Genomic DNA, 21629 nt, shown 5'->3' with positions numbered 1-21629 from the left:
CCGAGGCCGCGAACGCGGCGCGCCGGACGTCCGGCACAGCCAAGTAATCCGGAGGGTTCCGCCCGGCGCCTGAGGGCACGAAAAGGCGAATGCCGGCGGTCGAGGCATTCGGCCGCCCGCATGAGCGCTCAGCCCAGTTCCTGCCGCACCAGCCCGACCCAGAGCGCGACCCCATGGGGCAACGCCTCGTCGTTGAAGTCATAGAGCGGCGTGTGCAGCCCGGGCGTGTCGCCCGCCGTCGCCCCGCCATTGCCCATGAAGACGAAGGCGCCGGGCTTGGCGTCCAGCATGAAGGAGAAGTCCTCCCCGCCCGTCACCGGCGGCGTCGCCGTGTCCACGGCCGCGTCGCCGCCCGTCGCGCGCGCGGCGGCGGCCAGCACGCCGGTCTCCCGCGGATGGTTGACCAGCGGCAGCGTGCCCCAGGACAGCACCGTCTCGGCGCGCGCGCCCTGGCTCGCGGCGGCAAGCTCCGCCAGGTCGCGGATGCGCCGCTCCAGCAACTCCTGCATCGGGCGGTTGAAGGCGCGCATGGTGCCGCCGACGACGAGTTCCGACGGCATGACGTTCAGCGCCTCCCGCGTCCCGGCGCCGAGGTAGCCGACGCTGACCACGACGCTTTCCAGCGCCGGCGCGTCGCGGCTGACGATCCCCTGCATCGCCTGCACGAAGATCGCCTGCGCCAGCACCAGGTCGTTCGCCAGGTGCGCGGCCGCCCCGCCATGCCCGCCGGACCCGCGGAAGGTGACGACGAAGCGCCCTGACGCCGCCATCAGCGCCCCCTCGCGCAGCGCGAAGCTGCCGACCGGCATGCCCGGCATGTTGTGCAGGCCATAGACGGCATCGCAGGGGAAGCGATCGAACAGCCCGTCCGCCAGCATCGCCTTCGCGCCGCCGCGGCCTTCCTCGGCGGGCTGGAAGATGAAGTGGACCGTGCCGGCGAAGTCCGGGTCGTCCGCCAGCACGCGCGCGGCGCCGAGCAGCATCGCCGTGTGCCCGTCATGGCCGCAGGCATGCATGCGCCCCGGGATGGTGGAGGCATGCGGCAGGCCGGTCTGCTCGGTCAGCGCCAGCGCGTCCATGTCGGCGCGCAGCCCGATCGCGCCCTGGCCGGGGCGCTTCCCCCGCAGCGTCGCGACCACGCCGAAGCGGCCGATACCCTCCACCGTCTCGAGCCCCAGCGCGCGCAGTTCGCGCGCGACGAGGGCGGCGGTCCGAGTCTCCTCCATGCCGAGTTCCGGATGCGCATGGATGTCGCGGCGGATCGCGACGAGGTCCGGCAGATGGCGCGCGATGCGCGCGCCCAGCGCTGCGTCCTGCATGACCGCTATTTCACGGCCGAGAAGGCGGTCGGCTGCAGGATCGCATTGCTCACGCTCATGACGATCTGGCCGTCCTTCTCGGTCTCCGCGCGGCCCGCGATCCATTCGGGGTCGGCCACGAAGGCGGCCCATTTCGCCTCCCGCTCCGCGAGCGACGACCATTCCAGGAGGTAGTGCAGTTCCTGGTTCGATTCGCCGATCAGGGTGGTCCAGAAGCCGGCCTGGCGGATGCCGTGGCGGGCCCAGATGCCGAGCGTCAGCGTCTCGAAGCGCTTGAGCAGCGCCGGCAGGCGCCCGGGCACGCAGCGGTAGATGCGGAGTTCGTGGATCATGACGTTTCCTTGCTTGCGGGGTCAGGCGCGCCGGACGCCCCAGAACAGCGCCGGGCCGCCCTTCACCACGCCGGTGATGGAGCGACGATAGGCCTGCGGCGGCATCACCAGGCCAAGCGGGACGAAGGGCACTTCCTGCCAGACCGTCGTCTGGATCTCGCGGGCGATGCGCTTCTCGGCATCGAGGTCCGGGGCCTCGAACCACGCATCGCGCAGTTCCTCGAGGCGCGGGATGGTCGGCCAGCCCGCCCAGGCGCCGGTGCCGTGGCCACGGATCGGCTGGTGGCTGCCGGGCACCGACACGTCCAGCCCTTCCCAGGTGGTGCAGAAGGCGGACCAGCCGCCCTGGTCCACCGGGCCGCGGTTGGTGCGGCGCTGGATATGCGTGCCCCAGTCCATGGCGACGAGCTCGACGTTGAAGCCGACGCGCTGCAGCGTGTCGCGCGCCACCTCGGCCAGGTTCTGCAGCACCGGCAGGTCGGTGGCGGACAGCATCACCACGCGCTGGTTGGCGTAGCCGGCCTCGCGCAGCGCGCGGCGCGCGGCATCGATGCTGCGCGGGCCCGACAGCACCTCGAGCCCTGCATCATTGGCCAGCGGCGTGCCGGGCGTGAACACGCCGGCCGGCACGATGGACAGCGACGGGTCGGTGCCGATCGCCGCATCCATGAAGGCGCGCTGGTCGATGGCCGGCAGCAGCGCGCGGCGGATGGCGGGGTTGTCGAAGGGCGGATTCAGGAAGTTGAAGCGCAGCACGCCAAGGTTGCCTGCGCTGTTGATGCGGTCGATGACGATGTCGCGGTTGCGCCGCAGCAGCGGCAGCAGGTCGGCGAGCGGCGTCTCCCACCAGTCGGCCTCGTTGTTCTGCAGCGCGGCCGAGGCGGTGGACGGGTCGGGCATCACGCGCCATTCGACACGGTCGAAATGCACGGGCTTGCCGCCGGCCAGGAAGTCGGACGGTTCCTGCCGTGTCTCGTAGCGGTCGAAGCGTTCGTAGACGGCGATATCGCCGGGCCGGAACTGGTCGTGGCGGAACCGGAAGGGGCCGGAGCCCGTGTAGTCGCGGATCTGGGTGAAGGGGTCTGTCTCTGCCACCCGCTCGGGCATGATGGCGCAGATGTTGGCCGACGGCTTGCCGAGCGCCCAGGCGAGGCCGGCCCAGGGCTTCTTAAGGCGGATGACGATGGTGCGGTCGTCGGCCGCGCGCATCTCCTCGAGCAGCAGGCCGAGGCGCTGGCCGAGCACGTCGCGCTTCGACCAGCGGTTGATCGAGGCGACGCAGTCCGCGGCCCGCACGGCTTCGCCGTCGTGGAAGCGAAGCCCCGGTCGCAGCCGGATGGTCCAGGTCAGGCCATTATCCGTGACCTCGTGCCCCTCGGCCATCTGCGGGCGCGGGCGGAAATCCGCGCCGAGGCCGAACAGCGTGTCATAGATCATCAGCCCGTGGTTGCGGACGATGACGGCCGTGGACCAGACCGGGTCGATGTTCGAGAGGTTGCTCTGCGGGATAAAGCGCAGCGTGCGCGCGGCGGCCTGGCCGAAGGCGATGCGCGGGGCGGCGAGCAGCGCGGCCGGGGCAGCCAGGACAGTGCGGCGGGAGGGCATGGCGGTCTCCGTTGTTGGGGAGGCGGCGGGAGGATGGGGCGGCTTGCGGGGGCCGGCAAGGGCAGCCGGCACGCGGGGCCGCTGACAGCGCGCGCGCGCCGGCGCAGTCTGCGCGCGCCCCGCGAATCCGAGGAGACCGCAGATGGACTTGCCGCAGTACGAGACGCTCGCCCTCGAGGCGCCCGAGCCGCACATACTGGTGGTGCGGCTGAACCGGCCGCAGGCCGCGAACGCCCTGAACACGCAGATGGGCCGCGACCTCCATGCCTGCTGGTCGCACCTGATCGCCGAGCCCGGCGACGTTCGCTGCGTGGTCTTCGCCGCGGCCGGCGAGAAGGCCTTCTGCGGCGGCGGCGACCTCAAGGAACGCCACGGCATGACCGATGCGCAGTGGCGCCATCAGCACGAGATCTTCGAACGCGCCTACTGGACGCAGCTTGACTGCCCGATCCCGATCGTCGCGGCGGTGTCCGGGCACGCCTATGCCGGCGGGCTTGAGATGGTGCTGGCTTCCGACTTCGCTTACGGGCTTGCGGCCGCGCGCTTCGCGCTGACGGAGGTCACCATCGGCATCATGCCGGGCGCGGGCGGCACCCAGACCCTGCCGCGCATCGTGGGCGAGCGGCGCGCCAAGGAGATCATCCTGACCGGCCGCCCCTTCACCGCGGCCGATGCGCTCGACTGGGGCATCCTGAACCGCGTGCTCGACACGCGCGAGGCGCTGACGGAGGCCGTGATGGAAACCGCGCGCACCATCGCGCGCAACGCGCCGCTGTCGGTCCGCCAGGCGAAGCGGTCGATGCATTACGGCCTGCAGATGGACATCCGCACGGCGCTGCGCTTCGAGATCGAATGCTACAATCAGCTCGTCGGGACCGAGGACCGGCGCGAGGGCATCGCGTCCTTCAACGAGAAGCGGAAGCCGGTGTTCAGGGGGCGCTGAGCGCCCCCCTCAGTTCGCCGAGGCGCCGGTGGCCTGGATGATCGGGCGCCACTTCGCCGTCTCGGCGCGGATGTAGCCGACCAACTCCTCGGGCGTCGACGGCGCCGGCTCGAGCCCGTGCTTCGCCAGGTTCGCGACCACGTCGGGGTCGCGCATCGCCTCGTTCAGCGCGGCGTTCATGCGGTCGACGATCGGCCGCGCCATCCCGCGCGGGCCCATCAGCGCGTACCAGTTCGCGACCTCGTAGCCGGGCAGGTTGGCCGCCTCTGCGACCGTGGGGACCTCGGGCAGAAGGGGGCTGCGCCGCGGCAGCGGCACGGCCAGCGCGCGCAGCCGCCCGACCTCGACATGCGGCAGCACCGTCGCCGCCGTCGCGATCGAGAAATCGACCTTGCCCGACAGCAGGTCCGTGATGAGTTGCCCGCCGCCGCGGTAGGGCACGTGGACGGTGCGGATGCCGGCCATGCTGTCGAGCAGCGCGCCGCCGAGATGCCCCGCGCCGCCGACCCCGGAGGATCCATAGGCCAGCGCATCCGGTCGGGTGCGCGCCGCCGCGATCATCTCGGGCAGGCTGCGCCAGGGCCGGTCGGGCGGCACGACCAGCACGTTCGTCACCTCGACCGAACGGCCGATCGCCGTCAGGTCCGCCAGCACGTCGAAGGGCAGCCGCGTCATGATCGGGTTCATCACCAGGGAGGCGATGGTGCCCATCATGAAGGCGCTGCCGTCGGCCGGCGCGTTGACGGTCGCCTCGCTGGCCAGGTTGCCGCCGGCGCCGGGGCGGTTCTCGATCACGATCGGCTGGCCGAGCAGCGCCTGCAGCTTCGCGCCGATGGTGCGCGTGGTGATGTCGGTGCCGCCGCCCGGGGCGAAGCCGACCAGGATGCGCAGCGGCCGCGTCGGCTGCCATTGCGCGAGGGCGGGCCGGGCCAGGACCGTGAGCGCAGCCGCGCCCGCGAGGCGTCGTGTGAGCATGTCGTCTCCTCCGCCCCCGGCAGGGCTGTGGCAGGCTAGCCCGGCACCCTGCGTCGCGCCAGCCGGGGTCCGCGCTAAGCTGGCGTCACCGCGAGAGGGGCTGAGCATGGCGACGGGATCCATTCAACGCGCAGTCTTCCTGCGCGCGACGATGCGGGGATTGCGGCTGACCTGGCCGATCCTCTCGGCGACGCTCAGCGTCAAGCTCGGGCTCGGCCTGGCGGTCGCGCTGGCCGAGGGCTGGAGCGCGATGGACGGGCTGTACTTCGCCTTCGTCACGGGCCTGTCGATCGGCTACGGCGACCTGGTGCCGCATGGTGTCGCGACGAAGGTGCTTGCGGTCGCGATCGGGCTGACCGGGCTGGTGTTCACCGGGCTGGTGGCGTCGATCGCGGTCGCCGCGGTGCAGCAGGCGCTGCGCCAGGAGCCCGCGGCCGGCGCGAACCGGCGCTAGCCCGTGCGGGCCAGCGCCCGGCGGCGGACCTCGGCCGCCTCCAGCCCCGCCGCGCGCATGTCCCGCAGCGTTGCGGCGCGGTCGCGCTTGGCGAGCCGTCGGCCCGCCGCGTCGCTCAGCAGCGCATGATGCGCGTAGCGCGGCTCCGGCCAACCCATCAGGTGCTGCAGCAGCCGGTGCAGATGCGTCGCGGGGCGCAGGTCCTCCCCGCGCGTCACGAGCGTGACGCCCTGGACCGCGTCGTCATGCGTGACGCAAAGGTGGTAGGAGGCGGGCACGTCCTTGCGCGCCAGCACCGCGTCGCCGAACTGCGCCGGGTCGCAGACGAGCCGCGTGCCGTGTTCCTCGAAGGTCAGCGGCGCCGCGAGCGTCGCCAGCGCAGTCCGCATGTCGAGGCGCAGCGCATGCGCCTCCCCGTGCGCGAGGCGCGCGGCGCGCTCCGCGGTCGGCAGGCGCCGGCAGGTGCCGGGGTAGAGCGGCCCGTCCGGCCCGTGCGGCGCCGCGGCGCTCGCCGCGATCTCGCGCGCGATCTCGGCCCGCGTGCAGAAGCAGGGATAGAGCAGCCCGCGCGCCTGCAACGCATCCAGCGCCCGGCGATACTCCGGCAGGTGCGCCGACTGCACCCGCACCTCCCCGTCCCAGTCGAGGCCGAGCCAGGCGAGGTCCGCGAGGATCGCCGCCGTGAAGTCCGGGCGGCAGCGCTGGGGATCGATGTCCTCGATGCGCAGCAGGAAGCGCCCGCCAGCCTCGCGCGCCAGGCGCCACGCCACCAGCGCGGCATGCGCGTGGCCGAGATGGAGGTATCCCGTCGGGCTCGGTGCGAAGCGGGTGACGATGGCGGTTGCGCCCATGGCCCATGCCCGGTAGCGGGCTGGCCTTGGTCATCGCAAGGGGGATCGGCGGATGGAGAAGCTGGACGGGCCGCGCTTCGGCCCCGCGGCCGGCGGGGCGCCCGACGCGCTGGTCGTGCTGGTGCACGGCTTCGGCGCGGATGGGCATGACCTGATCGACCTGGCCGCGATGTGGGCGGAGGCGGTGCCGGGCGCGCTGTTCGTGGCCCCGCATGCGCCCGAAGCCTGCGACGGCGTGCCCTTCGGGCGGCAATGGTTCCCGCTTTGGGATCGTTCGGCGGCGCAGCTTGAGGCCGGGGTCGCTTCGGCCGCCACGGCGCTCGGCGCCTTCGTGGCGGCCGAGGCGGCGCGGCTGTCCCTGCCGCCGGGGCGGGTCGGCCTGATGGGATTCAGCCAGGGCGCGATGACGGTGCTGGAGGCCGGGCTGCGCGGCGCCGTGCCGGATGCGGCCTGCGTGCTCGCCTATTCGGGCGGCATGATCGGGGGCGAGCGTCCGGTCGCCGCGCGGCCGCCGGTGCTGATCGTGCATGGCGACGCCGACGAGGTCGTGCCCGCCGCCGCGTCCCGCACCGCGGAGGCTGCGCTGCAGGGCGCCGGCGTGCCGGTGCGCGCGCTGTTCCGACCCGGCCTCGGGCATGGGCTGGACGAGGTCGGGCTCGCCGCCGGGGCCGAGGTGCTGCGCGGCGTGCTGGGCGCCGTGTGACAAGCCCCTGACACCCTGAGCCGAGGGTTGCGGCGCCCCCGGGCGCATGGCAATCATGCACCGCACACGCGGCGGCGCCACTGTATCTGGGGCCTTTCCGCCGGGTCAGGCCCCAAGGTCTAGGTGGCGCACCGCTGGAAGGAGCGGCGCTTGCCAGACGGCGGACACTTCATCGGCGGCCAGTCCTACCCGGCGCTCGTGCTGAACGCCGATTTCCGTCCATTGTCCTATTTCCCGCTCTCGGTCTGGGCGTGGCAGGACGCGATCAAGGCGGTCTTCCTCGACCGGGTCTCCGTGCTGTCGGAATACGAGGTCGAGGTGCATTCGCCGTCGCTGGCGCTGCGGCTGCCCTCGGTCATCGCGCTCAAGGAATTCATCCCGGCGGCGCGGCGGCCGGCCTTCACGCGCTTCAACGTCTTCCTGCGCGACCGGTTTGAATGCCAGTACTGCGGCCTGGGCCGGCCGACGCCGGAACTCACCTTCGACCACGTCATCCCCCGCTCGCGCGGCGGGCGGACCAGCTGGGACAACGTCGTGACCGCCTGCGGCCCGTGCAACCTGCGCAAGGGCAGCCGCCTGCCGCGGGAATGCCACATGCTGCCGCGCCAGGAACCGCGCCAGCCCACCACCTGGGAACTGCAGGACAACGGGCGCGGCTTCCCGCCGAACTACCTGCACGAATCCTGGCGCGACTACCTCTATTGGGACAGCGAGTTGGAAGGCTAGGTCGACACAGCCGCCACGGCCTGTCGCGCGCCTGCGTCATGGCCCGCAGGGATACGGGACCAGCCACCAGCCGGGATGCCCTGTCCGCGACGGCCCTCGGCAACACGCGGCCGGCGAAAGCGTCACCCCTTCACCGCCCCGGCCGTCAGCCCCGCCACGATCCGCCGCTGGAACACGAGCGCCAGGGCGATCAGCGGCACCGTCACGATGACGGAGGCCGCCATGATCCGCCCCCAGGGCAGCTCGAAGCTGCTCGACCCGCTGATCAGCGCGATCGCGACCGGCACGGTGCGCATCTCGTCCGTCAGGGTGAAGGTCAGCGCGAACAGGAACTCGTTCCACGCCGCGATGAAGGCGAGCAGCGCGGTCGTCACCATCGCGGGGCCCATCAGCGGCAGGAAGATGCGCGTCAGCACGATCCAGGGCGTGGCGCCGTCGATCACGGCCGCCTCCTCCAGCTCGAGCGGCATCTCGCGCATGAAGGTGGTCAGCACCCAGGTCGTGAAGGGCAGCGTGAAGATCAGGTAGGACAGCACGAGCCCGCCCAGGCTGTTGTAGAGGCCGAGCGCACGGATCAGCTCGAACAGCCCCGCCAGCACCGCCACCTGCGGGAACATCGAGACCGCGAGGATGGCCGAAAGCATCAGCCCCCGCCCGCGGAACACCACGCGGCCGAGCGCGAAGGCGGCCGTGACCGCAAGCGCCAGCGAGATCGCCACCACCGACCCCGCGACGACGACCGAATTCAGGATGTTCCGCGCGAAGGGGCCGTCGCGGAAGACGGCGGCGTAGTTGTCCCAGGCCGGGCGCGCGGGAAAGGCCTCCACCGTGAACAGCGCGCTTCCCGCCTTCAGCGAGGACACCACGGCCCAGTAGAAGGGGAACAGCGTGTAGAGCGCGATCGCCGCCAGCAGCAGCGCGAAGGCTGCGCGCCCGACCAGGCGCCTCAGGCGCCGCGCGCTCATCGCCCGGGCTCCCCGGCGCCCAGCCGCACGCGGCCGAGTGTCACCAGCAGCACCGTCGCCGCCGCGATCACCAGGAACAGCCCGGTCGCCGCCGCAGAGCCGTAGCCGACATCCTGGAACTCCACGAGGTGCCGGCGCGCATAGACCGACATCGATGCCGTTGCCGCGCTGCCGCCCGTCAGCACGTACATCAGGTCGAAGACGCGCAGCGCATCCAGCGTGCGGAAGATGATGGCGACCATCAGCGCCGGGCGGATCAGCGGCAGGGTGATGCGGAAGAAGCGGCCGACCGGGCCGAGCCCGTCGATCTCCGCGGCCTCGTACAATTCGCCCGGCAGCAGTTGCAGGGCGGCCAGCGTCAGCAGCGCCATGAAGGGCGTGGTCTTCCAGACATCCACCGCGACCACGGCCCAGAGCGCCAGGTCCGGGTCGGCGGTGAAGGCGAGCGGCTCCGCGATCAGGCCGAGGCCGAGCAGCGCCTCGTTCACCACGCCCACCTGGTCGTGCAGCATCCAGCCCCACATCTGCGCCGAGACGACGGTCGGAATCGCCCAGGGCACGAGCATCGCGGCCCGCATCAGCCCGCGCCCGCGCATCCGCGCATCGAGCGCGAGGGCGATGACGATGCCGAGCACCGTCTCGATCGCCACCGACACGATCGCGAAGACGAGCGTGTTGCGGACCGCGCCCCACCACTCCGGGTCCTCGGCCAGGAAGGCGTAGTTGAGCAGCCCGACGAAGGCCGGCGGCGCAAGGTCGTCGAGCCGCGCATCGGTGAAGGACAGCCAGATCGTGCGCGCCAGCGGCCAGCCCGCGACCAGCAGCAGCGCCACCACCATGGGCAGCAGGAACAACCAGGCGGCGCGGCGGCGTTCCAGCGCGAGCGCGGACAGGCCGCGTCGTGCGCGCGCTACCACCGCCCGCCGCGCCCGATGCGCGTCAGGTTGCGTTCGAGCCGCAGCAGCGCCGGTGCCGCCTGGCTGCGGCCGGACAGCACCGCATGCACGGCGTTCCAGACCTCCGCCGAGACCTGGTTGTAGCGCCCGCCCGTGACGCCCGAGGGGCGCGCCACGGCATTCTCGAAGGTGGCGCGCAGCGTCCCGAAGAAGGGATTGGCGGCGAGCACCTCGGCATCGTCATAGAGGTCGCGGATGGTCGGGTTGAAGCCGCCCGCGATGGCGCGGCGCTTCTGCTCGGCGCGGGAGGCGAGGTGGCGCACCAGCGCCACCGCGGCCTCCGGATGGCGCGAATAGCGCGGCACGCCGAGCTGCTCCCCGCCCAGCGTCGCAACGGGGCGACCGCCGTCGATCCCCCGCGGCAGCGCGGCGACGCCGACCCGGCCGGCGACCGCGCTGCCCGGCGCGTTCAGCAGCGGCCAGGCGTAGGGCCAGTTGCGCATGAACACCGCGTTGCCGGACTGGAACACGGCGCGCGCCTCCTCCTCGGCGTAGTTCAGCACGCCGGGCGGCGCGATGGTGCCGACCCAGGCGGCGGCATCGGTCAGCGCCGCCGCGGCGCGCGGGTTGTTCACCGTGATGCGGCCATCGGCGTCGACGATCGTGCCGCCATCGTGGCTCGCGATCCATTCGAGCGCGTTGACCGTCAGCCCCTCATAGGCGCGGCCCTGGAACACGAACCCCCAGAGGCGCGCATCGCCGGCGGCGCGCTCGGCCTGCATGATGGCCTGCGCGGTCTCGGCCAGCGCCTCCCATGTCGCGGGCACCGGGTGCCCGTGCTTCTCCAGCAGATCGCGGCGGTAATACAGCACGCCCGCGTTGGTGAACCACGGCATGGCGACGAGCCGCCCGTCCACCGTGTTGTTCGCCACCACGGCCGGGAAATGCGCGTCGAGCGTCGCGCGGTCGACATGCGGCGCGAGGTCGAGCAGGTGCGCGCCAAGGATGCCGGGCCACACGACGTCGAGCTGGAGCACGTCGATGTCGCCCGACCGCGCGGCGAGCAGCTGCTGGTAGAGCGCCAGGCGTTCGGTGCTGCCGGCCGGCGTCGAGACCATCTCGACGCGGTTGCCGGTCTCGCGCGCCCAGGCCTCGGCGCCCTCCCGGCAGAGCGCCGCCTCGATGCCGACGGCGCCGCAGGAGACGGTGAGCGTGACCTCCGCCCGGGCGGGGAGGATCGCGAAACACGCGGCCAATGCCGCGGCGAGGGTGAGGCGCATATCCTTCCTCCCGGCTGCGTTTGCGTGGGCAGTCTACCCCCGCAACGCGCCGGGAGGCGAAAAAGCGGCGCGTCAGATCCGTTCGCTGAGCCGGATCGCGACCTTGCAGCCAGCCTTGATCGCCGCGCTCAGCAGGCGGTAGGCGGGCGCCTGCTCCGCTTCGTTCTCGAGGCCGATGTCGCGGTGCTCCAGTTCCTCGGCGCGGAATTTCTCGATATGCGCCTTCAGCTCGGCCTCGTCCTCGCCGAGTTCCTCCTCCTGCGCGCGGTAGTGCTCGTCGATCGCTTCCTCGACCGCGACGGTGCAGGCCATGGCGCCCCGGTGTCCGAGCAGCGCCGTCGCGGCGCCGAGCGCGAAGCCGGCAACATGCCAGACCGGCAGCAGCGCGGTCGGGCGCACGCGGCGCTCCCCGATCAGGCGGGAGAACGTGTCGAGGTGGACCTGCTCCTGCGCCTTCATGTGTTCGATCATCGGGCCGTATTTCGTCCGGCCGAGCACGGCGAGCTGCCCCTCGTAGATGCGCTTGGCGCCGTATTCCCCGGCATGGTCGACGCGGATGGCGCGCCGCACGTATTGGCGCGGGGTCGGGTCGCCGGGCAGGCGGGTCTCGGCGGTGGTGCGGGCGGTCATGCGCGTGCTCCTCGGCGGGCCAGCAGCAGCGCCAGCGCGCCAAGGCCCAGCCCATAGATGAGGTTCATCGCCGCCATGGAAAGCGGCAATCCGGGAATGAGGTAGGTGGCGGCATCGCAGGGCTTGGCGGGCGCCGCGGCCAGGCTGCGCATCATGTCGTCGACGGACAGCCCGGCGCCCGCGGTCGGCGCCGCGCAGCCGGGCAGCGGGGAGGGCCACCAGCCCTGCTCCACGCCCACATGCAGGGCGCCGATCCCGGCCGAGGCCAGGGCCGCGACCCCGGCCAGCGCCAGCAGCGCCGCGCGTCCCCGCCCGGGCACCAGCAACGCGAGCGCCGCCAGCCCGGCCCCGGCCCAATAGGGCCAGCGCTGCCAGAGGCAGAGCGCGCAGGGCGGCAGCCCCCACCAGGTCTCGGTGCCCAGGGCGAACAGCGGCGCGCCGGCGGAAAGCAGCAGGATGATCACGGCCGGACCCATGGCCCATCATGTCGCGCGGCCGGCCGGCCGGCGCAACTGGACCGCCCGGGGCCGCCCGCCTAGCCTTCGCCGCGACAAGCGGGAGGGACGCGATGCGCAAGCTCTGGGGCCGGGCAAGTTCGAGCAACGTCATGAAGGTGCTCTGGACGCTGGAGGAACTCGGACTCGACTACGAGCGGATCGATGCCGGCGGTACCTTCGGGCGCACCCGCGAACCCGCCTACCGCAGCATGAACCCGATGGGCCTGGTGCCGACGCTGCAGGACGACGACGGCTGGTCGGCCTGGGAAAGCAACACGATCTGCCGCTATCTCTGCAACGCCCATGCGCCCGACAGCCCGCTCTATCCCGCGGCGGCGCGCGCCCGCGCGGCGGTCGAGACCTGGATGGACTGGACGCTCGGCCACGTCACCAACCCGATGGTGACCATCTTCTTCACCCATGTCCGCATCCCAGAGCCCGACCGCGACTGGGCGGCTGAGGGCAAGGCGCGGGAAGACTGCGGCAAGCTCTGGCGCATCGTCGATGCCGCCGCCGCGGGCAAGCGGTTCCTGTGCGGGGATGACCTGACGCTGGCCGACATCGCGATGGGGTGCTGGATCCACCGCTGGTTCGCGCTGCCGATCGAGCGGCCGGACCTGCCGAACCTGCGCCGGCTGTACGATGCACTGCTGGAACGTCCGGGCTTCACCCGGCACGTCGCGCTGCCGCTGGCGTAGAACAGGCCGGGGGAGGAGAATCTCCCCCCGGGGCTCCCGCCCTTCCCTGGCACCCGTTGCGGGTCCGGGAAGCGGGAGCGCCACGCCGAAAAGGAAGGTTGGGGGGCGGACGGAGAGGTTGCCTTCCCCCATTCGCTCGCAAGGGAGGACCAAATGACCGAGACCACCACCAGCCACGCCGAGGAAGCCCATTTCGAGCGCGGCCTGCGCGCCTTCTTCGAATACCGCGACCTCGGCATCCGGGAGGCCACCGGCGGTGCCTTCGGCGCGCATGTCATCCGCGCCATCCCCGGGGAGCACGCCACCGGCCAGTGGCACACCCACGACCTGAAGTTCCAGATGTTCTTCGTGTTGAAGGGCTGGGTGCGCTTCGAATACGAGGATATCGGCGAGAAGACCTTCTGCGCCGGCGATTCCTGCTACCAGCCGCCTTTGGTCAGGCACCGGGAGGTCGAGCATTCGGATGACCTGGAACTGATCGAGATCGTGGGGCCGTCCGAGTTCGCGACGGAGAACGTCCCGGCCCCGGCGCGTGCGGCGGAATAGCCCGGTGGGCTGGACGCGAGGCGGCGGGCCCGGCTAGGCAGGGGTCGGCCAGGGCCCCTGTGGCGGAACGGTAGACGCAGGCGACTCAAAATCGCTCGCCCGAAAGGGTGTGGGAGTTCGAATCTCCCCGGGGGCATGGCCATGGGTTCGAGACGGCAAAGGATCGGCAGGTGCCACCTGACCTGCCGCCGATCGTTCCCCACCTTGATCACGTCCGCTTCATCCTTGGCCTGCCCGCGGTCGGCTTCCTCGCCGCGCCGCTCCTCATCCTGGTCCATGACGGCTGCGGGGCTCTCATCGCCTTCGCCGCGATGGGATAGGGAGCCTCTGCCGTCCTGCCCACCTGCGCCCTTTGCGGTGCTCGGCCGCTGTTTATGGTCCTGACGCTCGGCACGGGCCTGAACCTCCTGTGTCCTGGTCCGGCAACGGCCCCACCCTTTCCGCGCTTCGACGCCGCAACCGGTGAGATGGTGGGCCGCTACGGGCGGCGCGGGTGCCCGGCGCAGCATGGGAGGGCACCTGGGATCCTGGGCCGGCAGGAACCAGCGGCCACCCCGTTCCCCGGGTTGCGCGAAGCGCCGCCGGGCGCCGCGGGATCGCCGGCACCCCCGACACTCCGGCAACGGGTCCCCATGAGAATTCGGTCTCCGCGCCGGGGGCCGGGAAGTCTTCGGCCCGTTCGTCCCGCTCCCGTTCCTGAGGGGCTCCGGCGTTGTTGTCGCGGCGATCCAGTCCATCCGGCAACCGCTCCGCTGGTGGTGAACCCGGCACCACCCCCGGCCGGCCAAACCTTGCCTTTCGCGTCCATTCGCGCCAAAGACGGCGCCCGATCCCTTACCCCACCCCGGATTCCGGAGGGCCACCCATGGCCTCGTCCTTCGACCGCATCGCCGACATCATCGCCGAGAACAGCGAAGTCGAGCGGGACAACATCCTGCCCGACAGTCACGTCATCAACGACCTCGGCATCGACAGCCTGGACTTCCTCGACATCGTCTTCGCCATCGACAAGGCCTTCGGCATCAAGGTCCCGGTCGAGGCCTGGACGCAGGAGGTCAACGCGGGCAACGCGCCGGCCGAGCAGTACTTCGTCATGAAGAACCTGGCCGCTCGCATCGACGAGCTCGTGGCGGCGAAGGCGGGCTGACGTCGTGACGCGGCCGCGCCGGCCGTCCGATCACCGTCGCGCCGTCGGCGCGACGCATCTGCGCCGCGCGGCTGGCGCGATCCGTCGACACCGCGCCGCGGGCGCGAAGACCTGAATCGACCGGCCCCCGAACATGCGCCTGGAATACTTCCAGATGGTGGACCGCGTGGCCTCGCTCGACGGTGAGGCCATCGTGGTGGAAAGCACCATCCCCGACGCCTCCCCGGTCTTCGAGGGGCACTTCCCGGGCTATCCGCTGATGCCGGGCGTGCTGCTGGTCGAGACGATGGCGCAGGCCTCCGGCTGGCTGCTGCTGAAACTCATGGACTTCCGGCGCATGCCCTTCCTGATGGGGGTGAAGGAGGCGAAGTTCCGCTCCTTCGTCGGCCCCGGCACGCCCGTGACGGTGCATGCGACGCGCCTGCACGACGGGTCGGGCTACGCCGTGACCAAGGCGCGCATCGAGGCCGCGGGCAAGCGGGTATGCGACGCGGAGCTGACGCTGCGCATCATGGACTTCCCCGCCCCCGAACTCGCCGCCGCCATGAAGCGGCGCGGGCAGGAGCTCGGACTCGCATGACCAGGCAGGACGTCGTCATCACCGGCATCGGCCTCGTCTCCTCGCTTGGCGAGGGGCCGGACACGCATTGGGACATCCTGTCCAGGCCCGGCGCCGCGCCCGTGCTGGACGAGGCCACCTTCGCCCCCTGGCCGGTGCATCCCCTGCCGGCGCTGAACCTCGACGCGCAGATCCCGAAGAAGGGCGACCAGCGGCAGATGGAGCCCTGGCAGCGCCTCGGCACCTATGCCGCCGGACTCGCCATCGACCAGGCGGGCGCGCGCGGGCTCGTGTCCGACATGCACCTGATCGTTGCCGCCGGCGGCGGCGAGCGCGACGTCGCGGTGGACGAGGCGGTGGCGACCGCGCTCTGCACGACGCCGCCCGCGGAAGCCGGTCCGATCCTCAACGAACGTCTCGCGACCGACCTGCGGCCGACGCTGTTCCTGGCGCAGCTGTCCAACCTGCTCGCCGGCAACATCTCGATCGTGCATGGCGTGACCGGCTCCTCCCGCACCTTCATGGGGGAGGAACAGGCGGCGGCCGATGCGGTGCGCATCGCGGCCGCGCGGCTTTCGGAAGGGCGCGGCGGCATTGCGCTGGTGGGCGGCGCCTATGCGTCCCAGCGCTGGGACCTCGTGCTGCTGTACGGCGCCGGCGGCGCGGTCTGGCGTGGCCCCTTCGCCCCGGTCTCGGCACGCCCGGACCCGGGCGGATTCGTGGGCGGTGCGCTCGGCGCCTTCCTGGTGCTGGAGACTGCCGGGCATGCCGCGGCGCGCGGCGCGAAGCCCCTGGCCCGCCTGGCCGGCGTCGCCACCGATGTGGCGCATGTGCGCGCCGGGGGCGGCGCGGCGCGGGCGGCTCAGGCGCTGCACGCCAGGCTCGGCGCCCCGGCCGGCGCGGGGCTCGGCGTGCTCTCCGGCATGACCGGGGTGGCCGAGGCACGGGCGGAGGAGGACGCCTTCCTTGCCACGCTCGGCGCGATCGCGGTGCGGCGCACCGGATCGCTGCTCGGCCATGGGGTGGAGGCGGCCTTCCCGGCCAATGTGGCGCTCGGTGCGCTGGCGCTGTCGCGCGGCGGCTTCTACCCGGCCATGGACCCCGCGGATGCCGGGGACGGGGCGGTCGAGCGCATCCTCGTCACCGGCTTCGGCCAATGGCGCGGCGAAGCCCTGGCCCTGCTGGAGCGCGCGGCATGAAGGACCATCTCGGGCGGCCGTTGGTCGCTGTCACCGGCATCGGCATCGTCACGCCGCTCGCCTGGGGGCGGGAGGCGAGCTGGGCGGCGGTCAAGGCGGGCAAGTCGGGCATCTCCCGCATCCGCCGCTTCCCGGTCGACAAGCTGCGCACCACCATCGCCGGCACGGTCGAATTGCCGGAGGAGGCGGCCGGCGGGCCGGTCGCGAGTTCCCCCCTCCGCGTCGAGCGCATGGCCGCCGCGGCGATCGAGGAAGCGCTGGCGCAGGCTGCGCTTGGAACGGGCGGCGCCTTCCCTGGCCCGCTCATGCTCGGCATGCCGCCCGTCGAATACGAATGGCCGCAGCGCTTCGAACTTGCGCGGCAGGCCAATGGCGACGGATCCTATCGCGCGGCGCTGGGCGTGGCGGCTGGGCGGCAGGACCTCTACGAGACCTTCATGTTCGGCGGCGTCGGCGAGCATCTGGCCGTGCGCTTCGGCACCACAGGCGCGCCGATCGCGCTCACCACCGCCTGCGCCACCGGCGCCTCGGCCATCCAGATGGCGGTCGAGGCGATCCAGCGCGGCGAGGCGGCGGCCGCCATCGCGCTCGGCGCCGACGGTTCGGTGCAGCCCGAGGCGGTGATCCGCTTCTCGCTGCTCTCGGCGCTGACGGCGCGGAACGACGCGCCGGAAAAGGCATCCCGACCCTTCGAGAAAACCCGCGACGGCTTCGTGATGAGCGAAGGCGCGGCCGCGCTGGTGCTGGAGAGCCTCGAGCACGCGACGGCGCGCGGCGCGACGGTACTTGGCATCCTTTCGGGCTGCGGCGAACGCGCGGACAGCTTCCACCGCACGCGCTCGAACCCCGACGGCCACGCCATCATCGGCGCCATGCGCAATGCCATCGCCGATGCTGGGCTCGCGCCCGCCGACGTCGGCTACGTCAACGCGCACGGCACCGGCACGCCGGAGAACGACAAGATGGAGACGCTCGGCATGCGCGCCGTCTTCGGCGAGGCGCCGCCGCCCATTTCCTCCAACAAGTCGATGATCGGCCACACGCTGAGCGCCGCAGGTGCCATCGAGGCAGCCTTCAGCCTGCTGACCATCCGCGACCAGGTGCTGCCGCCGACGATCAACCACAACGAGCCCGATCCGGCGATCACGCTCGACGTGGTGCCGAATGTCGCGCGGAGCGTGTCGGGGCTGCGGCACGTGCTGTCGAACTCCTTCGGGTTCGGCGGCCAGAACGTGTGCCTCGTGGTGAGCGCGGCGCCTTGAGTTTCGTGCGGGGGAGGGGAACCTCCCCCGCGCCCCCTCCCTTCTCTGGCATCTGGCGCCGATCCTGGGTGGTCGGGCGCCAGGTGCCCGAGAAGGTTGAGGGGGGTTCGGGGGGAGAAGTTCCCTTCTCCCCCTGCCGTCCTGGGAGACTTCCATGCGTGCCCTTCGCCTGCATGCCGACCGCGACCTGCGCCTCGAGGAGGTGCCCCCGCCGCCGCCGCCCGCCCCGGGCGAGGTCACGCTGCGCATTCACGCCGTCGCGCTGAACCACATCGATGTCTGGGGTTTCCGCGGCATGGCCTTCGCCAAGCGGGAGATGCCGCTGATCGTGGGCGCCGAGGCGGTCGGCGAGATCGTCGCCGTGGGCGAGGGCGTCACGGCCTGGAAGGTCGGCGACCGCGCCGCCCCCTATGGCGCGCTGACCTGCGGCACGTGCCGCCGCTGCCGCGCGGGGCAGGACAACCTGTGCGAGGACGTGCGCGGCGTGAAGGGCTTCCACGTCGGCGGCTTCGCCTGTGAGCTGGTGAACCAGGAAGCGCGGCTGCTGGTGCGGGTGCCGGACGGCATCTCCTGGGAGGATGCCGCCTGCGGGCCGATCACCTTCTCGACCGTCGAGCACATGCTGTTCGACAACGCGAAGCTCGAGCCCGGGGAGACGATCCTCGTGCATGCCGCGGGGTCGGGCATCGGCACGGTGGCGGTGCGGATCGCCAAGGACCTGGGCTGCACGGTCATCGCGACGGCGGGCGACGACGAGAAATGCGCCAAGGCGAAGACGCTGGGTGCCGACATCGTCGTAAACTACACGACGCAGAACTTCCCGACGGTTGCGCGGCGCGCGACGGGGAAGGTCGGCGTGGACGTGGTGTTCGAGCATGTGGGGGCGTCCACCTGGGCGGGCTCGCTGCTGTCGCTGCGCATGGGCGGGCGGCTGGTGACCTGCGGGTCGACCTCCGGCGTCTCGGCCGAGACCAACCTCATGATGATCTTCCAGCGCCAGCTGCGTATCTTCGGGTCCTTCGGCGCCTCGATGCGCAACATCGCCGACGGCTACGCCAAGATGGCGCGCGGCATCCTGCCGGTGCTCGACACCGTGCTGCCGGTGGACCGCTTCACGGAGGGGCTCGACCGGCTGGAAAGCCGCCGGGTCTTCGGGAAGATCGTTGTTACGCTTTAAGGTCCGTCTCTGGCTTTTCGCCGATCGGCTGTTCGGGCTCCTGGTCCGGGCGGTCTTCGCGCTGCTGCGCCTGCTCGGGCCGGATATCGGGCCGCGCATCGGTGCCTTCCTGGCGCGCAGCCTCGGCCCCCTGACCTCGGCCAACCGCATCGGGCGGGAGAACATCGCCGCCGCCTTTCCCGGGAAATCCGAGGCTGAGCGCGCGGCCATCCTGACCGAGGCGTGGGACAATCTCGGCCGCGTCGCCTGTGAATACGTCCACATGGACCGGATCTGGGACTTCGACGCCGCGCGGCCCGATTCCGGGCGCATCACCGCGAGCCCGGAGACGGTCGCCCTCTATGAACGGCTGCGCGACGACGGCAAGCCGGCGATCGTGTTCTCTGCCCATCTCGCGAACTGGGAATTGCCGGCCATCGCCGCGGCGAAGCACGGGATCGAGAGCGCGGTCCTGTACCGCACGCCGAACAGCCCCGCCGTCGCGAAGGAAATCCTGCGCCTGCGCCAGGACAGCATGGGCACGCTGGTCGCCGCCGGCATGTCGGCGCCCTTCAAGCTGGCCCGCGCGCTGGAACGCGGGCTGCACGTCGGCATGCTGGTCGACCAGCGCTTCGGGCGCGGGCCGGTCGTGACGTTCATGGGCCGCCCAGCCTCGGCCAATCCGCTGCTGGCGCAGCTTGCGCGCCGCTTCGACTGCCCGGTGCATGGCGCGCGCGCGATCCGCCTGCCCGGTGGCCGCTTTCGCCTGGACCTGACCGAGGAAATCCCGATGCCGCGCGACGCGGAGGGCCTGGTGGACGTGGAGGGCGCGACGCAGGCCATGAACACCGTGATCGAGGGCTGGGTGCGGGAATGCCCCGGCCAATGGCTCTGGATGCATCGCCGCTGGCGGTAGGCCTGGCGGGCCGCCCGGCGTGCGGCGGGATTGGCGTCGACCGTTTCCCCTTCCTGGGCTGAGCCCGCCGCCCGAGACTGTCCATCGCCTCGGTGCGGCGAAGGAGGGTTCGGGACATGGACATCGCGATGGTGACGGCCGGCACGCTCGACATCGCGGTCGAGCTGCACGGCCCCGCGGACGGGCCGGCGGCGATCCTGCTGCATGGCTTCCCCGACGATGCGCGCGCCTGGGACGGGGTGGCGCCCGTGCTCGCGGCCGAGGGGTTTCGCGTGGTCGTGCCCTACCTGCGCGGCTACGGGCCGACACGCTACCGTGATGCCGCGACGCCGCGGTCCGGCCAGCAGGCGGCGCTGGGTGCGGACCTGCTGGCGCTGATGGACGCCATGGGCATCCGCCGGGCGCTGCTGGCGGGCTACGACTGGGGCGGCCGCGCCGCCTGCATCGTGGCCGCGCTCTGGCCCGAGCGCGTGCGCGGGCTGGTTTCCGGCAATGGCTACAACATCCAGGACATCGCGGGTGCGGCGCGCCCCGCGGCCGCCGAGCAGGAGGCGCGCTACTGGTACCAGTGGTACCTGCACACGCCGCGCGGGGCCGCGGGCCTCGAGGCCGACCGCCGAGGCTTCTGCCGCCTGCTCTGGCGCATGTGGTCGCCGGGCTGGCGCTTCACCGAAGCGGAATTCGCCCGCACGGCCGAAAGCTTCGACAACCCCGATTTCGTTGCGACTGTGGTGCAATCCTACCGCCACCGGCACGGGGCGGCGCCGGGCGACCCGGCACTCGAGGAGATCGAGCGGCGCCTGGCCGCACGCCCGCCGATCCGGGTGCCGTCGGTGGTGTTGCACGGGGCCGAGGATGGTGTGGATCCGCCAGGCAACAGCGAAGGCTCGGCGCGCCGGTTCGCCGGCCCCTTCCGGCGGGAGGTGGTGGCCGGCGCCGGCCATTTCCTGCCACGGGAAGCGCCACAACCCTGGGTAGTATCGCTGCGGGAGCTCCAAGGCCCCTAAATCCCCACAGTTTGTCTCATTTTGCAATAAATTAATCGCGAGTTGCGTTTACGTTCCTTTCTTGACGCATCTAAAGCGTCAATTTGCGCTTGAAGATACGCGCATAGGTGGTATTTTACCCTCGTACCGTGAGGGGACCGAAAATGCGCGTCTTACTCGTTGAGGATGATCTCACCACAGCACGCGGCATCTCATTGATGTTACGCGCCGCGTCGATGATCGTGGACACCGCCGACACCGGCGAGGAGGCCGTCGAGCTGGCCCGCCTCTACGATTACGACATCGTCATCCTCGACCTCATGCTGCCGGACATCGACGGCTCCGAGGTCGTCCGCCGGCTCCGCGCGTCGCGCATCGAGACGCCGGTTCTGATCCTTTCGGGCGTGTCGCGCCCGCAGACCAAGGTGAAGGTGTTCGGCATGGGTGCCGACGACTTCATCACCAAGCCCTTCGACCAGCAGGAACTGGTCGCGCGGCTGCAGGCGATCGTCCGCCGCGCCAAGGGGTTCAGCCAGCCGACGCTGTCGATCGGCCCGCTCAACCTCAATCTCGGCTCGCGCGAGGTGACGGTCACCGGCCGCGCGGTCCACCTGACCGGCAAGGAATACGCCATCCTCGAACTGCTCGCGCTCCGGAAGGGCGTGGTGATGACGAAGGAGGCCTTCCTCAATCACCTCTACGGCGGCATCGACGAGCCTGAGGTGAAGATCATCGACGTGTTCATCTGCAAGCTGCGCAAGAAGCTTGCCCAGGCGGGCGCGAGCGACCTGATCGGCACCGTCTGGGGGCGTGGCTACGTGCTGCGGGACCCCGCCGCGGGCCGCGGCGCCGCGGCATGGCAGCCCGCCGGCGCCGAGGGCGGCGGCGTGACGGCAATGGGCGCCGCGCCCGGCATGCAGGCGGCCTGACGCGACTTCGGCCGGGGGCGAGTGCCGCCCGGCCGCCGGTCCGGGGACACCGCCG

Annotated in this window: 25 protein-coding genes and 1 tRNA gene; 16 read left to right on the top strand and 10 right to left on the bottom strand. The window is 71.8% G+C overall.

Translation table 11 applies throughout. The annotated features are described in order from the left end of the window. Positions 1–128: 128 nt before the first annotated feature. Genes E8M80_RS17235 through E8M80_RS17225 form a run of 3 tightly spaced genes read right to left on the bottom strand, consistent with a single transcriptional unit; the run spans position 129 to position 3256 of the window. Positions 129–1319: an amidohydrolase gene (locus E8M80_RS17235; RefSeq protein WP_137126945.1), complete on the bottom strand. Its 1191-nt coding sequence runs from the start codon at positions 1317–1319 to the stop codon at positions 129–131. A gap of 5 nt (positions 1320–1324) precedes the next feature. After that, positions 1325–1651 (bottom strand): NIPSNAP family protein, encoded by a 327-nt coding sequence (locus E8M80_RS17230; protein ID WP_137126944.1) that lies wholly within the window; start codon positions 1649–1651, stop codon positions 1325–1327. Between the two features lie 21 nt (positions 1652–1672). Then, positions 1673–3256 carry an ABC transporter substrate-binding protein gene (locus tag E8M80_RS17225; RefSeq protein ID WP_137126943.1) on the bottom strand — a complete coding sequence of 528 codons (1584 nt, stop codon included), beginning with the start codon at positions 3254–3256 and terminating at the stop codon, positions 1673–1675. Positions 3257–3398: 142 nt separating this feature from the next. Here E8M80_RS17225 and E8M80_RS17220 point away from each other — a divergent pair, with 142 nt between their 5' ends. Beyond that, on the top strand, positions 3399–4199 hold the full coding sequence (locus tag E8M80_RS17220) for an enoyl-CoA hydratase/isomerase family protein (RefSeq protein ID WP_137126942.1): 801 nt from the start codon (positions 3399–3401) through the stop codon (positions 4197–4199). 9 nt (positions 4200–4208) lie between these two features. On the opposite strand, the gene E8M80_RS17215 is transcribed toward E8M80_RS17220, so the two are convergent. Then, positions 4209–5174 (bottom strand): tripartite tricarboxylate transporter substrate binding protein, encoded by a 966-nt coding sequence (locus tag E8M80_RS17215; protein WP_170979471.1) that lies wholly within the window; start codon positions 5172–5174, stop codon positions 4209–4211. A gap of 106 nt (positions 5175–5280) precedes the next feature. Here E8M80_RS17215 and E8M80_RS17210 point away from each other — a divergent pair, with 106 nt between their 5' ends. Next, a complete protein-coding gene (locus E8M80_RS17210; protein WP_206035653.1) occupies positions 5281–5628 on the top strand; it encodes a potassium channel family protein in 348 nt (115 codons plus the stop codon). On the opposite strand, the gene gluQRS is transcribed toward E8M80_RS17210, so the two are convergent. After that, positions 5625–6479 (bottom strand): tRNA glutamyl-Q(34) synthetase GluQRS, encoded by an 855-nt coding sequence (gluQRS, locus tag E8M80_RS17205; RefSeq protein WP_137126940.1) that lies wholly within the window; start codon positions 6477–6479, stop codon positions 5625–5627. The two genes, E8M80_RS17210 and gluQRS, sit on opposite strands and share 4 nt — an antisense overlap. A gap of 52 nt (positions 6480–6531) precedes the next feature. Here gluQRS and E8M80_RS17200 point away from each other — a divergent pair, with 52 nt between their 5' ends. Both E8M80_RS17200 and E8M80_RS17195 read left to right on the top strand, forming a co-directional pair. Beyond that, positions 6532–7182, top strand: a complete 651-nt coding sequence (locus E8M80_RS17200) for an alpha/beta hydrolase (RefSeq protein WP_137126939.1) — start codon at positions 6532–6534, stop codon at positions 7180–7182. A gap of 150 nt (positions 7183–7332) precedes the next feature. After that, a complete protein-coding gene (locus E8M80_RS17195) occupies positions 7333–7908 on the top strand; it encodes an HNH endonuclease (protein ID WP_170979470.1) in 576 nt (191 codons plus the stop codon). 122 nt (positions 7909–8030) lie between these two features. Here the strand turns inward: E8M80_RS17195 and E8M80_RS17190 are convergent, their stop codons facing one another. The 5 genes from E8M80_RS17190 to E8M80_RS17170 form a co-directional block, all read right to left on the bottom strand. Then, entirely contained in the window at positions 8031–8873 is an 843-nt protein-coding gene (locus E8M80_RS17190) for a carbohydrate ABC transporter permease (RefSeq protein WP_137126938.1), read from the bottom strand. Then, positions 8870–9790: a carbohydrate ABC transporter permease gene (locus tag E8M80_RS17185; protein WP_240790089.1), complete on the bottom strand. Its 921-nt coding sequence runs from the start codon at positions 9788–9790 to the stop codon at positions 8870–8872. Before E8M80_RS17185 ends, E8M80_RS17190 begins: the two co-directional genes overlap by 4 nt. Further along, positions 9784–11049, bottom strand: coding sequence for an ABC transporter substrate-binding protein (locus E8M80_RS17180; protein ID WP_137126937.1), 1266 nt, complete (start codon positions 11047–11049; stop codon positions 9784–9786). The genes E8M80_RS17185 and E8M80_RS17180 overlap by 7 nt, the downstream gene beginning before the upstream one ends. A 72-nt stretch (positions 11050–11121) precedes the next feature. Further along, on the bottom strand, positions 11122–11679 hold the full coding sequence (locus E8M80_RS17175) for a demethoxyubiquinone hydroxylase family protein (RefSeq protein WP_137126936.1): 558 nt from the start codon (positions 11677–11679) through the stop codon (positions 11122–11124). Continuing rightward, a complete protein-coding gene (locus tag E8M80_RS17170; RefSeq protein ID WP_137126935.1) occupies positions 11676–12155 on the bottom strand; it encodes a disulfide bond formation protein B in 480 nt (159 codons plus the stop codon). Before E8M80_RS17170 ends, E8M80_RS17175 begins: the two co-directional genes overlap by 4 nt. 92 nt (positions 12156–12247) lie before the next feature. On the opposite strand from E8M80_RS17170, the gene E8M80_RS17165 reads away from it, so the two are divergent. The 12 genes from E8M80_RS17165 (at position 12248) to ctrA (ending at position 21574) form a co-directional block, all read left to right on the top strand. Next, positions 12248–12874: a glutathione S-transferase family protein gene (locus tag E8M80_RS17165; protein WP_137126934.1), complete on the top strand. Its 627-nt coding sequence runs from the start codon at positions 12248–12250 to the stop codon at positions 12872–12874. 153 nt (positions 12875–13027) lie between these two features. Further along, positions 13028–13420: a cupin domain-containing protein gene (locus E8M80_RS17160; RefSeq protein ID WP_137126933.1), complete on the top strand. Its 393-nt coding sequence runs from the start codon at positions 13028–13030 to the stop codon at positions 13418–13420. Positions 13421–13473: 53 nt separating this feature from the next. Next, a tRNA-Leu gene (locus E8M80_RS17155) sits at positions 13474–13556 on the top strand. Between the two features lie 34 nt (positions 13557–13590). Further along, positions 13591–13740, top strand: a complete 150-nt coding sequence (locus E8M80_RS26035) for a hypothetical protein (protein WP_170979469.1) — start codon at positions 13591–13593, stop codon at positions 13738–13740. Between the two features lie 545 nt (positions 13741–14285). Continuing rightward, positions 14286–14567 carry an acyl carrier protein gene (locus E8M80_RS17150; RefSeq protein ID WP_137126932.1) on the top strand — a complete coding sequence of 94 codons (282 nt, stop codon included), beginning with the start codon at positions 14286–14288 and terminating at the stop codon, positions 14565–14567. A gap of 133 nt (positions 14568–14700) precedes the next feature. Further along, positions 14701–15147, top strand: coding sequence for a 3-hydroxyacyl-ACP dehydratase FabZ family protein (locus tag E8M80_RS17145; RefSeq protein WP_137126931.1), 447 nt, complete (start codon positions 14701–14703; stop codon positions 15145–15147). Then, on the top strand, positions 15144–16325 hold the full coding sequence (locus E8M80_RS17140) for a beta-ketoacyl-ACP synthase (protein ID WP_137126930.1): 1182 nt from the start codon (positions 15144–15146) through the stop codon (positions 16323–16325). Before E8M80_RS17145 ends, E8M80_RS17140 begins: the two co-directional genes overlap by 4 nt. Next, complete coding sequence (locus tag E8M80_RS17135) at positions 16322–17587, top strand: beta-ketoacyl synthase N-terminal-like domain-containing protein (RefSeq protein ID WP_137126929.1); 1266 nt, start codon at positions 16322–16324, stop codon at positions 17585–17587. The genes E8M80_RS17140 and E8M80_RS17135 overlap by 4 nt, the downstream gene beginning before the upstream one ends. Positions 17588–17741: 154 nt before the next feature. Beyond that, positions 17742–18764: a zinc-binding dehydrogenase gene (locus E8M80_RS17130; RefSeq protein WP_137126928.1), complete on the top strand. Its 1023-nt coding sequence runs from the start codon at positions 17742–17744 to the stop codon at positions 18762–18764. Next, positions 18751–19659 (top strand): lipid A biosynthesis lauroyl acyltransferase, encoded by a 909-nt coding sequence (locus E8M80_RS17125; protein ID WP_137126927.1) that lies wholly within the window; start codon positions 18751–18753, stop codon positions 19657–19659. Before E8M80_RS17130 ends, E8M80_RS17125 begins: the two co-directional genes overlap by 14 nt. A 116-nt stretch (positions 19660–19775) precedes the next feature. Further along, positions 19776–20666: an alpha/beta fold hydrolase gene (locus E8M80_RS17120; RefSeq protein WP_137126926.1), complete on the top strand. Its 891-nt coding sequence runs from the start codon at positions 19776–19778 to the stop codon at positions 20664–20666. A gap of 143 nt (positions 20667–20809) precedes the next feature. Further along, the gene (gene ctrA / locus E8M80_RS17115; RefSeq protein ID WP_137126925.1) at positions 20810–21574 is read left to right on the top strand and encodes a response regulator transcription factor CtrA; all 765 of its coding nucleotides are present in this window, start codon (positions 20810–20812) and stop codon (positions 21572–21574) included. The last annotated feature ends 55 nt before the right edge of the window (positions 21575–21629 follow it).

The organism is Roseomonas sp. HF4 (assembly GCF_005222755.1).
Classification (GTDB): domain Bacteria; phylum Pseudomonadota; class Alphaproteobacteria; order Acetobacterales; family Acetobacteraceae; genus Neoroseomonas.
Note: the sequence above shows the minus strand (reverse complement) of the source record. Positions and strands in the feature narration are given on the sequence as shown.